Below are 12,827 nucleotides of genomic sequence, written 5' to 3'. Positions count from 1 at the left end.
CACGCCACTCCCGCACAGTCCGTGCGAGTGTACGGAAAGTCGCTGTGTCCTGCCAGATAGGCTCTCCCTACGCGAACCGGATGCACCGTCGTGCGCCGGTCATTGTGCTGCGGCTGTCTGAAAAAGCCCTGGGAAAGCCGAAGGAGAAGAGCGTGCTGGTCGCGGGGTTCCCGTCGGAGATATTCGGCACCAATTGTTATGTCGTGGCCACCGGGCCGGGCGAGCAGTGTGTCGTCGTCGACCCCGGCATCGGCGTAGTGCCACAACTGGACGAGGTTCTCGCCGAGCACCGGCTGCACCCCGTCGCGGTCCTGCTGACCCACGGCCATCTCGACCACACCTTCTCGGTCGCGCCGGTGTGCGACGGCCGCGGGCTGACGGCGTACATCCACCCGGCGGACCGGGAACTGCTCGCCGATCCGGCCAAGGCGCTGTCGGTCGATCTCAGCTCCATGTTCGGCGGCCGCCTGCCGTACGCCGAACCCGCCGACGTCGCCGAGCTGCCCGACGGCGGCGTGATGGAGATCGCCGGCCTGAGCATCACGGTCGACCACGCGCCCGGCCATACCGGCGGGTCGGTCATGTTCCGGGCCCCCAGCGCCGACGGGCCGCTGTGCTTCAGCGGCGACGTGCTGTTCGCGGGCTCGATCGGACGGACCGACCTGCCGGGCGGCGACACGGATCGGATGATGGCGAGCCTGCGGGACAAGGTCCTGCCGCTCGACGACGCCACGATCGTGCTGCCCGGCCACGGACCGCGCACGACCATCGGCCGCGAGCGTGTGAGCAACCCGTACCTGCGGGAGCTCGTCCCCGCTCCGCACCGCGGCCTCTAAGACACGACATCTTTCGGAGACTTCCATCATGAGCAAGATCGCTCCCATCTCCGGTTTCCCGGAGTGGACCCCGGCGCAGCGCGTCGTCGAGCAGAACTTCCTGGACCACATCCGGCGTACGTTCGAACTGCACGGGTTCGCGTCCCTGGAGACCCGGGCCGTCGAGCCGCTGGACACCCTGCTGAGCAAGGGCGAGACGTCCAAGGAGGTCTACCTCCTGCGCCGGCTGCAGGCCGAGGCCGATGAGCCGCGCGGCGCCGGTGACGGGCAGCTCGGGCTGCACTTCGATCTCACGGTGCCGTTCGCCCGGTACGTCGTCGAGAACTCCGGCAAGCTGAACTTCCCGTTCCGCCGCTACCAGATCCAGAAGGTGTGGCGGGGCGAGCGGCCGCAGGAGGGCCGCTACCGCGAGTTCTTCCAGTGCGACATCGACATCGTCGACCGCGACACGCTGCCGGCGCACTACGAGGCCGAGATCCCGCTGGTGATCGGCGACGTCTTCGCCGGGCTGCCGCTGCCCAAGGCCGTCATCCAGGTCAACAATCGCAAGATCCTGGAGGGCTTCTACCGCGGTCTCGGCATCGCCGACCCGATGGCGGCGATGCGGATCGTCGACAAACTCGACAAGATCGGTCCGAAGGGCGTACGCGAGGAACTGGTGAAGGGCGGAGTGTCCACGGAGGCCGCGGAGAAGTGCCTGGCGCTCGCGGAGATCTCCGCCGCGGACGCCTCGTTCGCCGACGACGTGGCCAAGCTCGGGGTGAGCGACCCGCTGCTGGACGAGGGCCTGGCCGAACTGGTCGCGGTGGTGGAGACGGCGGGCGCGCACGCGCCCGGCCTGTGCCGCGCGGAGCTGAAGATCGCGCGCGGCCTCGACTACTACACGGGGACCGTCTACGAGACGCAGCTGTCGGGGTACGAGCGGTTCGGCTCGGTCTGCTCCGGCGGCCGCTACGACAACCTGGCGAGTTCGGGCACCGAGCGGTTCCCCGGCGTCGGCATCTCCATCGGGCTGAGCCGCCTGCTGGGGCTGCTGTTCAAGGACGACGCGCTCACGGCCTCCCGGGCGGTGCCGACGGTCGTCCTGGTGGCGCTGAGCGCCGACGAGGACCGGCCGGCGGCGATGCGCACGGCGACGGCGCTGCGGTCGCGGGGGATCGCCGTGGAGGTCTCGCCGACGGCCGCGAAGTTCGGCAAGCAGATCAAGTACGCCGAGCGCCGCGGCATCCCGTACGTCTGGTTCGCCGGCACCGGCGACGGCGACGGCGGCGACTCGGTCAAGGACATCCGCTCGGGCGACCAGATTCCGGCTCTGGCCACGACATGGCAGCCCGCCGCGGAGGATCTTCGCCCGATCGTTTCCGGTCCGATCGGATGAGCGTGCGGGCTATCAATAAAGAAACTTAAAGATTAGTCTGCGTGGCATGGACCAGGTGCGTATCTGGGCCGACGCCGTGCTGCAGCCCGGCTTCGTCGGCGTGACCCCGCCGGAGTGGCTGGAACGCCGGCTGGACGAGGGACTCGGCGGTGTTGTGCTGTTCTCGCGCAACATCGTCGACCTCGACCAGCTGGCCGGGCTGACCGCGGCGTTGAAGGCCCGCAACCCCGCCGTCACCGTCGCCGTGGACGAGGAGTCCGGCGACGTGACCCGGCTCGACGTCGGCAGCGGGAGCACCCGCCCGGGCAACCACGCGCTCGGTGCGGTCGACGACCCGGACCTGACCGCCACGGTCGCGGCGGACATCGGCGACCAGCTCGCCGCGGCGGGCGTGACCCTGAACTACGCGCCCACAGTGGACGTGAACAACAACCCGGACAACCCCGTGATCGGCGTACGCTCCTTCGGCGCCGACCCGGAGCTCGTGGCCCGGCACGCCGCGGCGTGGGTCACCGGCCTGCAGTCGCGGGGGATCGCGGCCTGCGCCAAGCACTTCCCCGGGCACGGGGACACCGATGTGGACTCCCACCACGGGCTGCCCCGCGTCGTCGCCGACCTCGACCGGCTGTCGCGTGTGGAACTGGTTCCCTTTCGGGCCGCCATCGCGGCGGGCGTACGCGCGATCATGACCGCGCACCTCCTGCTGCCCGCGCTCGACCCCGACCTGCCCGCCACCCTCAGCCCGCGCATCCTCACCGACCTGCTGCGCAACGACCTGGGCTACACGGGCCTGATCGTCACCGACGGCATCGAGATGGCCTCCATCCGCGCGCAGTACGGCCTCACCGGCGCGGTCGTACGCGCCATCGCGGCCGGGGCCGACGCGGTGTGCGTCGGCGGCGAGACCGCCGACGAGGAAACCGCTGTCCGCCTGCGCGACGCGCTCGTCGACGCCGTCCACACGGGAACGCTGGCGGAGGAACGGCTCGCCGAGGCGGCCGGCCGGGTGGCGGCCCTCGCGGACTGGTCGGCCAAGCAGGCCGGCGAGCGTACCGAGGCCGGGCGCCGCTGGCGGGCCGGCCACCTCGACCGGCCCGGTCTCGCGGCCGCGCGGCGGGCCGTGCGTACCTGGCGGTCGGCCGACGCCGCGCCGGTCACGAAACCGCCGCACGTGGTCGAGTTCACCACCGAGGTCAACATGGCCATCGACGGCGCCACTCCCTGGGGCGTCGGCGGCCCGCTGAGCGCGATCCTGCCGGGGACCACAGTGGAGCGTCTCGACCGGGCCGCGGCCACCAACGGCGGGCTGCCGCTCGCCCTCTCGGCCGCCTCCGGGCGGCCGCTCGTGCTCGTGGTCCGCGACGCCCACCGCCACGTGTGGCTCGGCGACGTCCTGCGGGCGGTCCTCGCCCAGCGGCCGGACGCGTACGTGGTGGAGATGGGCGTGCCGGGCGGCGACCCGGTCGGCGCCATGCACGTCGCCACCCACGGCTCCTCGCCCGTCTGCGGCCAGGCCGCGGCGGAGGTCCTCACCGGCGCGCTCTGAGGCATACGTCCGCTTCCCGGGTTCCCCACCCCGGCGCCCCGGCGTGGGGAGACCCTGGAAGAATGGGCGAGTCGTCATACGCCGAATGGAGAGCCACCGTGATCCGCACCCATGCCGCCGGCACCCTGCGCACGTCGCACGCCGGTGAGGTCGTGACGCTCGCCGGATGGGTGGCGCGCCGGCGCGACCACGGTGGCGTGACCTTCATCGATCTGCGGGACGCCTCGGGCATCGCCCAGGTCGTCTTCCGGGACGAGGAGACGGCGCACGCGCTGCGCAACGAGTTCTGCGTCAAGGTGACCGGGACCGTCGCCGAGCGCCCGGCCGGCAACGAGAACCCCGAGCTGCCCACCGGCGGCATCGAGGTCATCGTCACGGACCTGGAGGTGCTGTCCACCGCCGCGCCGCTGCCGTTCCCGATCGACGACCACGTCGAGGCCGGCGACGACATCCGCCTGCGCCACCGGTACCTGGACCTGCGGCGTACCGCGCCGTCGAAGGCGTTGAAGCTGCGCTCCCGGGCCAACCAGATCGCCCGCGAGATCCTGCACCAGCGCGACTTCCACGAGATCGAGACGCCGACGCTGACCCGCTCGACCCCCGAGGGCGCCCGCGACTTCCTGGTCCCCGTCCGCCTGCAGCCCGGCAACTGGTACGCGCTGCCCCAGTCGCCCCAGCTGTTCAAGCAGCTGCTGATGGTGGCGGGCATGGAGCGGTACTACCAGATCGCCCGCTGCTACCGGGACGAGGACTTCCGCGCCGACCGGCAGCCCGAGTTCACCCAGCTCGACATCGAGATGTCGTTCGTCACCCAGGACGATGTCATCGAGCTGGCCGAGGCGATCGTCCGGGCGCTCTGGAGCGAGCTGGCCGGGCACGAGATCAGCACGCCGATCCGCCGGATGACCTTCGCCGAGGGCATGGACCGCTACGGTTCGGACAAGCCCGACCTGCGCTTCGGCTGCGAACTGGTCGACCTCACGGGGTTCCTGCAGGGCACCGAGTTCCGCGTGTTCCAGGCGCCCTACGTCGGCGCGGTGGTCATGCCCGGCGGCGCCGCGCAGACCCGCAAGGAGCTGGACGGCTGGCAGGACTGGGCCAAGTCCCGCGGCGCGAAGGGGCTCGCGTACCTGCTGTTCGACGCGGAGACCGGCGAGCCCAAGGGCCCGGTCGCCAAGAACCTCTCCGAGGCCCACCTGAACGGCCTGGCCGACGCCGTCGGCGCCAAGCCCGGCGACGCGGTCTTCTTCGGCGCCGGCACCCAGCGGCGTACGCAGGAACTGCTCGGCGCGGCCCGGCTGGAGATCGGCAAGCGGGCCGGCCTGATCGACCCGGCCGCCTGGGCGTTCTGCTGGATCGTCGACGCGCCCATGTTCGAGGCCGTCTACGACGACAAGGACCCCGAGAAGCAGATCGGCTGGACGGCGCTGCACCACCCGTTCACCTCCCCGAACTCCGACTGGCTCGCCGGTTTCGACGCCGACCCCGAGCACGCGCTGGCGTACGCGTACGACATCGTCTGCAACGGCAACGAGATCGGCGGCGGATCGATCCGTATCCACCGCTCGGACGTCCAGGAGCGCGTCTTCACCCTGCTGGGCATCACGCCCGAGGAGCAGCGCGAGAAGTTCGGCTTCCTGCTCGACGCGTTCGCGTACGGGCCGCCGCCGCACGGCGGCATCGCGCTGGGCTGGGACCGCGTCTGCATGCTGCTCGCCGGCGCGGACTCGATCCGCGAGGTCATCGCGTTCCCGAAGACGGGCGGCGGCTACGACCCGCTCACCGGCGCACCCACGCCGATCACCGCGCAGCAGCGCCTCGAGGCCGGCATCGACGGCAAGCCCAAGGCGTGATCCTCCTCGTCGTCGGCGCGTCGGGCCACCTCGGCGGCGAGGTCGCCCGGCGTGCCCCGGCCGCCGGCTTCCAGGTCGTCGGCACGGCCCGGCAGGCGCCGTCGTGGGAACCCCTCGACGTCCGCGACCCGTTCGCCGTGCACCAGCTCTTTCAGCGGGTACGCCCGGCGGCCGTCGTGAACTGCGCGTACCAGCGGGGAAGCTGGACGGCGACGGCCGACGGGGCGGCCAACGTGGCGGCGGCCGCGGCGGCGACCGGCTCCCGGCTGGTGCACATCTCGTCGGACGCCCTGCACGCCGGCCGCCCGCGACCGTACACGGAGGACGACGAGCCGTCGCCGGTGCACGCGTACGGTGCGGCCAAGGCGGCGGCCGAGACGGCGGTACGCGCGCTCGACCCGTCCGCGGCGGTCGTGCGTACGTCGCTCATCCTGGGGCCGGAGCACACGCCGCAGGTGAAGTTCTGCCTGGACGTGCTGCGCGGCGAGGTGTCGGGGTCGTTCTTCAGCGACGAGATCCGCTGCCCGGTGGCCGACGCCGACCTGGCCGACGCGGTGCTGGAACTGGTCGGCAACGACTACGCGGGGATCCTGAACGTGGCGGGGGCGCAGGCGCTGACCCGCCCGGAACTCGCCCGCCTCGTGGGCGACGCGTACGGACTGTCCACTGCCGACATTCCCGTGAGTACGGTCGCGGCGTCGGGCCTGGTGCGGCCGGCGGACGTGAAGCTGGACATCTCGCGGGCCGCCGGCGTCCTCAAGACCCGCCTGCGCTCCGCCGCGGAGTTCCTGGTCTCCTAGCGCGGCTCAGCGGTGCTCCATGACGAGCACGGCCCAACTGCCGGGTTCGAGGGCCTCGTACGAGTGGTCGATGTCGCCGGGGAACGACGCGTAGTCGCCCGGCCCGAGCTCGACCGGCTCGTCGGCGGGGCCCGAGCGGAACCGTCCCGCGCAGACGATGAGGTGCTCGACCGTGCCGGGGATGTGCGCCTCGGCCTTCCGGTCGGCGCCGGGCTCGACCCGCAGCACGTAGATGTCCCGGGTGACGTGCCGGGGCCCGGTGCTGAGCAGGGTCCCCGTGAAGTCCGCCTGCGTGCTCGGGTACGCGACCCCCTCGCCCCGCCGCAGGACGCGTACGCTCGCCGCCGGCTGCTCGATGAGCCGGCTGAACGGCACGTCGAGCGCCACGGCCAGCGACCAGAGCGTCTCCACGCTCGGGTTGCCCTGGGCCGACTCCAGCTGGGACAGCGTCGACTTGGCGACCCCGGCCCGCTTGGCGACCTCGCTGAGGCTCAGGCCGCGGTGTTCCCGTTCGCGGCGCAGGTTCGCGGCGATGATGGCGAGCGGGGGGCCGTCGGCGGTCATGTTCGCTCCACAGGTCGAATCGTTCGATTTGACGAACAGGGCTCTCGTGTTCGATATTCTATGTCATGCGTACGGCATATCGAACGCGACTCGTCGGGGCGGTCGACCGCGACCTGATCCGCGACACCCTGGCGCTCGGCGCCGCCTCGGCCGTGGTCGGCCTGTCCTACGGTGCGATCAGCGTCGCCCAGGGCATGCCCGCCTGGGTGCCGATCGTCATGTCGCTGGCCGTCTTCGCCGGCGGCTCCCAGTTCCTGGCCGTCAGCCTGTTCAGCGCCGGCAACCCGGTCGCGGCGGTGCTGGGCGGCCTGCTGGTCAACGTCCGGCACCTGCCGTTCGGGCTGGCCATCGGCGGTGCCATCGGCGACACCACCGCGGCCCGCCTCATCGGCTCGCACGTGCTCATCGACGAGAACACGGCCTTCACCCTCGCGCAGGACCGGCCCGAGCGGCGGCGGCACGCGTACTGGCTGGTGGGCGGGGCGCTGTTCGTGCTCTGGAATCTGGGGACGGTGGCGGGCGTGCTGCTGGGCGGCGTCGTCGGCGACCCGGACCGGTTCGGCCTCGACGCGGCGTTCCCGGCCGGCATGCTCGCCCTGGTCCTGCCCTCCCTGCGGGACCGGACCACCCGGATCTCGGCGGTCACGGGCGCGGTGATCGCCGTCGCGGCCACCCCGTTCCTGCCCGCCGGCCTGCCCGTCCTCGTCGCCCTGCTCGGCGTCGCCGCCGGCAGGATCGCGGGAGCCGGCAGGACCACGGACGTCTCCCGGACCTCGGGTGCCGCCCAGACTTCGGACATCGACACGACCGCGGGCACCGACGAGGTCGCGGCCGCCGGAAAGGGTGCCACGCGATGACCACGCTCCTGATCGCCATCGCCTGTCTGGCCGTCGGCACGTACGCGATCCGGGTGAGCGGCGTACTGCTGCGCGGCCGCCTGGTCCTGCCGGTCTGGCTCGGAGATCTGCTGCCGGTCGCCGCGACCACGCTGCTCCTGGCACTGATCGCGACCGCCGTGTTCACCACCGCGGGGGAGCTGTCACTCGGTGTCGCCCGGCCCGCGGGCGTGCTCGTCGGCGCGGTTCTGGCCTGGCGGCGGGCGCCCTTCGCCGTGGTCGTGGTGGCCGCCGCCGCGACCGCCGCACTGCTGCGATTCGCCGGTCTGTCCTGAGGGCCGCGTGAGGGCTACGGTGCCCGTGTGGAGACAGACATCCGCACAGAGTTCGTCGTGGTGGTGACCACCACCGACTCGGCCGACGCGGCCCACGAACTGGCCCGGTCCGCGGTCGTCGCCCGGCTGGCCGCCTGCGCCCAGGTCCTCGGCCCGATGACGAGCGTGTACCGCTGGGAGGGCGCCGTCGACGAGGCGCGCGAATGGCGGGTCGAGTTCAAGACCACGGCCGCCCGGTCGGCCGAGCTGCGCGATCACCTGCGCGGCGTACACAGCTACGACGTTCCGGAGATCGTCTGCCTGCCCGTGGTCGGCGGCGGTCAGTCCTATCTGGACTGGATCCGGGCGTCGACCGCGTAGCCGGGCCGGCGCGGCCGTGGCAGACTCGGGCGCATGACGAGTCTCGGGGAACCCGTCGCGAAACGCCGTGTCTTCGGCCAGGGCGCACTCATCGTTCTCGGCTGGTGCACGATGCTGGCCGCCGCCGGGGTGACCGCGTCGGCGTCCGTCCCGGCCCGGCCGTGTGACGGCGAGGGCCTCTGCTTCGACGGGCGCGAAGAGGTCGTCCTCGGTCTCATGATCGCCGTCGTCCTGGCCGGCGTCCTGCTGGCCCTCGGGCTCGGCCTGCTCGCCCTCCTCGTCCGGTGGGTACGCTCACCCGTCTGGGCGGGGGTCATCGCATCCGTGGGAGTCACCGCGCTCGGCGGCTGCGTCTTCGCGATCTCCCTGGCGTCGCCCCGATGAGCGTACGGCGGATGGTGCTCGGGACGCTCTTCTTCACGTGGCTGTACACGGCCCCGTTCGCGCTGATCGTCGGGCTGATCCGGCGTACGACGAGATTGAACTGGATGAGCGTCGCGGACGCGGCCGCGCAGGGGAGAGTGACCGACGTGTGGCTGCGCGCGGGTCTGATCATCGCGATCACCGTGCCGCTCGCCGGCGTGGCACTGGCCGGGGTGCTGCGGGACCGGGTGTGGACCCGTAGGTACGCGATCGCGGTGGGCGGCGGTTTCCTGATGCTGCTCGGTTTCGCGATGGTCGGATCGCTGGCGACCGGTCCGCTCATCGGGCACTATCCGGGGCCGCCGCGACCGGCGCCGGCGGTGACGCAGTGCATCCCCCGCAGCGGCGGCCACGGCTGCCCGGGCGGCTGATCAGCCGAAGGTGTTGCACTGCTTCGGGTCGCCGGTCTGGTAGCCCTGGCTGAACCACTGCTGGCGCTGGGCGGCGCTGCCGTGCGTGAAGCCGGACTCGTTGATCTGCTGGCCGGCCTTCTGCTGGATGGTGTCGTCGCCGACCGCGGCCGCGGCGGTGAGCGCCTCCTGCAGATCCTGCGTGGTCAGGCTCTTGAAGATCGGTACGCCGGACGAGTCGGTCGTGCCGCTCGCCGCCTTGGCCCAGACGCCGGCATAGCAGTCGGCCTGCAACTCCATCGCGACCGAGTACTTGTTGGCGTTGGCGGGATCGCGCTGCTGGGCGCGGCGTACCTGGGCCTCGGTGCCGAGCAGGTTCTGCACGTGGTGCCCGTACTCGTGGGCCAGCACGTACGCCTGCGCGAAGTTGCCCGGCGCGCCGAACCGGCTGGCCAGCTCGTCGTAGAAGCTGAGATCGATGTAGACGCGCTGGTCGCCGGGGCAGTAGAACGGGCCGACACCCGAGGTCGCCCCGCCGCAGGCGGTGTTCACCGAGCCGGAGAAGAACCGCGTCGGGACGATGGCGTACGGCTTGCCGTAGACCTGGGGGAGTTCCTTCTGCCAGAACGCCTGGATCGAGTTGATGTACGCGAGGTTGCGGCAGGCCGGGTCGTCGAACCGGTTCGGGTTGCTCTTCGAGCAGGTCGACGCCAGGCTGGAGTTGTTCGGGCTCGGGTTGGACCCGCCGCCGGTGAGCCCGCCGAGATCGCCGAGGCTGCCCAGGTTGCCGCGGCCGAGGCAGCAGATCAGGCCGACGCAGACGACGAGAACCAGCACGATGATGAGCAGGGTGCTGCGGCCCTTGCCGCCGCCCTGACCGCCCTGACCGCCGCCTCGGAAGATCATCGGGAGGAGGCCGCCGAGGCAGCCGGCCGCGCCGCCCATCCCGGGACCCATGCCGCCGCCCCCGCCGCCCCCGCCTCCGCCGCCGGGGAGGTTGAGGCCGGGGAAACCACCGCTGCCGCCGCCGCTCCCGCCTCCGCCGGAGCCGCGCATGTCCTCGACTTGGCTCGGGTCGAGGTCGGCGTTCTCGTTCAGCGACATAGAGCCATTCTTACCGCAAATGTCCGAGCTTGAGCGCTTTCCTGCCGACTCGCCCGCCCGCGCCCGCACCTCTGCCTGCGCCCCGGCCTCTCGCCCGGGCCTGCGCCCGGGCCTGCACCCCGGTCGCGCCCCAAGATCTGGTTTGGATCACGGTTCCGCACGTAATCATGGGCCAAGATTCGGGTGATTTCCCTGATCCAAACGGGATCTTGGGTGGGTCCAAGCGGGATCTTGGGTGGGCGCGCGCGGGCCTCGGGGTGGGGCCAGCGGGATCCCGAGGGTGGCTCGGCGGGGGTGCCGGAGGTGGGCCGGCGGGACCAGGGGAGCCGGGGAGGGTGCGGGAGTGGCGCGAGACACCCGTTCGGGCCCGAAAACGGATTCCTCCGCCCCGGTACGATGGCAGCACCATGATTACCGCAACCGGGCTGGAGCTGCGCGCCGGCAGCCGTATTCTGCTCTCCGACGCCCTCCTCCGGGTGCAGCCCGGCGACCGGATCGGCCTCGTCGGCCGCAACGGCGCCGGCAAGACCACCACGCTCAAGGTCCTCGCCGGTGAGGGGCAGCCCTACAGCGGCAAGCTGGACACCCGGGGGCCCGTCGGCTACCTGCCGCAGGATCCGCGTACGGGTGACCTCGAGGTGACCGCGCGGGACCGGGTCCTGTCCGCCCGCGGGCTCGACGCCCTGCTGCGGGAGATGAAGGAACTCGAGACCGAGATGGCCGACGGCGACGACAAGGCCGTCCGGCGCTACGGTCTGCTGGAGGACCAGTTCGCCGCGCTCGGCGGGTACGCCGCCGAAGCCGAGGCCGCCCGCATCTGTGCCAACCTCGGGCTGCCCGACCGCGTCCTCGCTCAGACGATCGGAACCCTCTCCGGCGGCCAGCGCCGCCGGATCGAGCTGGCCCGCATCCTGTTCCGCGACCTCGGCCAGCCCGGCGGCGGCATCCTGCTGCTCGACGAGCCGACCAACCACCTCGACGCCGACTCGATCACCTGGCTGCGCGGCTTCCTCGCCGGCCACAAGGGCGGCCTCATCGTCATCTCCCACGACGCCTCGCTCCTCGAAGCGGTCGTCAACAAGGTCTGGTTCCTCGACGCCAACCGGGCCACCGTGGACGCGTACAACGTGGGCTGGAAGGCGTACCTGGAGCAGCGGCAGACCGACGAGCGGCGCCGCCAGCGCGAGCGGGCCAACGCCGAGAAGAAGGCCGGCGCCCTGATGGCCCAGGCCGACAAGCTCCGGGCCAAGGCCACCAAGACCGTCGCCGCCCAGAACATGGCCAAGCGCGCCGAGAAGCTGCTCGGCGGCCTGGAGGACGAGCGCGCCTCCGACCGGGTCGCGAAGGTGCGCTTCCCGACCCCGGCCCCCTGCGGCAAGACCCCGCTGACGGCCCACGGGCTGAGCAAGGCGTACGGGTCGCTGGAGATCTTCAGCGGCGTGGACGTGGCCGTGGACAAGGGCTCCCGGGTCGCGATCCTCGGCCTCAACGGCGCCGGCAAGACGACGCTGCTGCGCATGCTGGCGGGTGTCCTCACCTCCGACACCGGCGAGGTCGTCGCCGGGCACGGCCTGCGGATCGGCTACTACGCGCAGGAACACGAGCAACTGGACATCGAGCGGACGATCCTCGACCACATGCGCTCGGCCGCGCCCGACCAGACCGACACGGACCTGCGCCGCATCCTCGGCGCCTTCCTGTTCAGCGGCGAGGACGTCGACAAGCCGGCCGGCGTCCTGTCCGGCGGCGAGAAGACCCGGCTCGCGCTGGCCACGCTCGTCTGCTCCGGCGCCAACGTGCTGCTGCTCGACGAGCCCACCAACAACCTCGACCCGGTCAGCCGCGAGCAGGTGCTCGACGCCATCGCCCGCTATCCGGGCGCCATCGTCCTGGTCACCCACGACCCGGGAGCGGTGACGGCGCTCAAGCCGGATCGCGCGATCCTCCTCCCCGACGGGGTCGAAGACGCGTGGAGCGACGACCTCCTGGAACTGGTCGAACTCGCTTAAAGATCAATTTGAAGATCTTTTTGTCCCGGGTTCGTCGATCTCACCTCCGCTCCTCCCGCGGGAGACCGTTCCGGCCCTGGGGGGCCTCCACTGCCAGGTGAGTGGGGCGACGCATCCTTCACCGCGGTCCGGTCACCGTCTACCCCTTCACCCCGGCCTTTGTCGCGACTGTCCGACTTGTGTGCCGGGCGTATCGCCGACGGAGTGATCGTTGACGGCTGCGGTGTAAATATGGCCGCCTTGTGCATGATCGTTTACGGTTGCGGAGCACGCTGACCGGATCCGGCTACACCTCACGCGTATTCGATCATGCAGATCGGGCCGGAATTACACCCCAGCCGTAAACGATCAGCAGGTCGACGACGCCTATCCACTGGGCGGAAGATCGTTCCCGCACCACGGACCCCGACCGGGGGCCGGACGGCTCGGACGT

Annotated in this window: 13 protein-coding genes; 11 read left to right on the top strand and 2 right to left on the bottom strand. The window is 71.6% G+C overall.

Annotated elements, in window-relative coordinates:
• Positions 1–152 precede the first annotated feature (152 nt).
• From G401_RS0116830 to G401_RS0116810, 5 genes are all read left to right on the top strand, one after another.
• Entirely contained in the window at positions 153–836 is a 684-nt protein-coding gene (locus G401_RS0116830; protein WP_027343433.1) for an MBL fold metallo-hydrolase, read from the top strand.
• 28 nt (positions 837–864) lie between these two features.
• The gene (gene hisS / locus G401_RS0116825; RefSeq protein WP_027343432.1) at positions 865–2,214 is read left to right on the top strand and encodes a histidine--tRNA ligase; all 1,350 of its coding nucleotides are present in this window, start codon (positions 865–867) and stop codon (positions 2,212–2,214) included.
• A gap of 46 nt (positions 2,215–2,260) precedes the next feature.
• Positions 2,261–3,760 carry a glycoside hydrolase family 3 protein gene (locus G401_RS0116820; RefSeq protein ID WP_034591911.1) on the top strand — a complete coding sequence of 500 codons (1,500 nt, stop codon included), beginning with the start codon at positions 2,261–2,263 and terminating at the stop codon, positions 3,758–3,760.
• A 98-nt stretch (positions 3,761–3,858) separates the two neighbouring features.
• Complete coding sequence (gene aspS, locus G401_RS46215; RefSeq protein WP_034591995.1) at positions 3,859–5,613, top strand: aspartate--tRNA ligase; 1,755 nt, start codon at positions 3,859–3,861, stop codon at positions 5,611–5,613.
• Positions 5,610–6,413: a sugar nucleotide-binding protein gene (locus G401_RS0116810; RefSeq protein WP_027343430.1), complete on the top strand. Its 804-nt coding sequence runs from the start codon at positions 5,610–5,612 to the stop codon at positions 6,411–6,413. Before aspS ends, G401_RS0116810 begins: the two co-directional genes overlap by 4 nt.
• Positions 6,414–6,419: 6 nt before the next feature.
• On the opposite strand, the gene G401_RS0116805 is transcribed toward G401_RS0116810, so the two are convergent.
• The gene (locus G401_RS0116805) at positions 6,420–6,977 is read right to left on the bottom strand and encodes a helix-turn-helix domain-containing protein (RefSeq protein WP_027343429.1); all 558 of its coding nucleotides are present in this window, start codon (positions 6,975–6,977) and stop codon (positions 6,420–6,422) included.
• A gap of 65 nt (positions 6,978–7,042) precedes the next feature.
• On the opposite strand from G401_RS0116805, the gene G401_RS46210 reads away from it, so the two are divergent.
• The 5 genes from G401_RS46210 to G401_RS0116780 are packed head-to-tail and all read left to right on the top strand — an operon-like array spanning position 7,043 to position 9,302.
• Positions 7,043–7,834, top strand: a complete 792-nt coding sequence (locus G401_RS46210; protein ID WP_064741782.1) for an AzlC family ABC transporter permease — start codon at positions 7,043–7,045, stop codon at positions 7,832–7,834.
• Entirely contained in the window at positions 7,831–8,148 is a 318-nt protein-coding gene (locus G401_RS0116795) for an AzlD domain-containing protein (protein ID WP_027343428.1), read from the top strand. Before G401_RS46210 ends, G401_RS0116795 begins: the two co-directional genes overlap by 4 nt.
• A 27-nt stretch (positions 8,149–8,175) precedes the next feature.
• Positions 8,176–8,508 (top strand): divalent-cation tolerance protein CutA, encoded by a 333-nt coding sequence (cutA, locus tag G401_RS0116790; RefSeq protein ID WP_245601743.1) that lies wholly within the window; start codon positions 8,176–8,178, stop codon positions 8,506–8,508.
• A gap of 33 nt (positions 8,509–8,541) precedes the next feature.
• Positions 8,542–8,892, top strand: a complete 351-nt coding sequence (locus tag G401_RS0116785; RefSeq protein ID WP_027343426.1) for a hypothetical protein — start codon at positions 8,542–8,544, stop codon at positions 8,890–8,892.
• Positions 8,889–9,302 carry a hypothetical protein gene (locus G401_RS0116780; RefSeq protein ID WP_157545801.1) on the top strand — a complete coding sequence of 138 codons (414 nt, stop codon included), beginning with the start codon at positions 8,889–8,891 and terminating at the stop codon, positions 9,300–9,302. Before G401_RS0116785 ends, G401_RS0116780 begins: the two co-directional genes overlap by 4 nt.
• On the opposite strand, the gene ypfJ is transcribed toward G401_RS0116780, so the two are convergent.
• Positions 9,303–10,385 carry a KPN_02809 family neutral zinc metallopeptidase gene (gene ypfJ, locus G401_RS0116775; RefSeq protein WP_027343424.1) on the bottom strand — a complete coding sequence of 361 codons (1,083 nt, stop codon included), beginning with the start codon at positions 10,383–10,385 and terminating at the stop codon, positions 9,303–9,305.
• A 407-nt stretch (positions 10,386–10,792) separates the two neighbouring features.
• On the opposite strand from ypfJ, the gene G401_RS0116770 reads away from it, so the two are divergent.
• Positions 10,793–12,394 carry an ABC-F family ATP-binding cassette domain-containing protein gene (locus G401_RS0116770; protein ID WP_027343423.1) on the top strand — a complete coding sequence of 534 codons (1,602 nt, stop codon included), beginning with the start codon at positions 10,793–10,795 and terminating at the stop codon, positions 12,392–12,394.
• Positions 12,395–12,827: the final 433 nt, after the last annotated feature.

The sequence above is a fragment of the Hamadaea tsunoensis DSM 44101 genome, from assembly GCF_000428945.1.
Lineage (GTDB): Bacteria > Actinomycetota > Actinomycetes > Mycobacteriales > Micromonosporaceae > Hamadaea > Hamadaea tsunoensis.
The sequence above is the reverse complement of the archived record's forward strand: the minus strand, read 5'-3'. Positions and strand labels throughout refer to the sequence as shown.

Bases quoted from the DNA above. Each gene is read 5' to 3' on its own strand.
- G401_RS0116795 (WP_027343428.1), top strand. From the start codon at position 7,831: ATGACCACGCTCCTGATCGCCATCGCCTGTCTGGCCGTCGGCACGTAC.
- G401_RS0116820 (WP_034591911.1), top strand. From the start codon at position 2,261: ATGGACCAGGTGCGTATCTGGGCCGACGCCGTGCTGCAGCCCGGCTTC.
- G401_RS46210 (WP_064741782.1), top strand. From the start codon at position 7,043: ATGCGTACGGCATATCGAACGCGACTCGTCGGGGCGGTCGACCGCGAC.
- G401_RS0116805 (WP_027343429.1), bottom strand. From the start codon at position 6,977: ATGACCGCCGACGGCCCCCCGCTCGCCATCATCGCCGCGAACCTGCGC.
- ypfJ (WP_027343424.1), bottom strand. From the start codon at position 10,385: ATGTCGCTGAACGAGAACGCCGACCTCGACCCGAGCCAAGTCGAGGAC.
- G401_RS0116780 (WP_157545801.1), top strand. From the start codon at position 8,889: ATGAGCGTACGGCGGATGGTGCTCGGGACGCTCTTCTTCACGTGGCTG.
- G401_RS0116785 (WP_027343426.1), top strand. From the start codon at position 8,542: ATGACGAGTCTCGGGGAACCCGTCGCGAAACGCCGTGTCTTCGGCCAG.
- G401_RS0116770 (WP_027343423.1), top strand. From the start codon at position 10,793: ATGATTACCGCAACCGGGCTGGAGCTGCGCGCCGGCAGCCGTATTCTG.
- hisS (WP_027343432.1), top strand. From the start codon at position 865: ATGAGCAAGATCGCTCCCATCTCCGGTTTCCCGGAGTGGACCCCGGCG.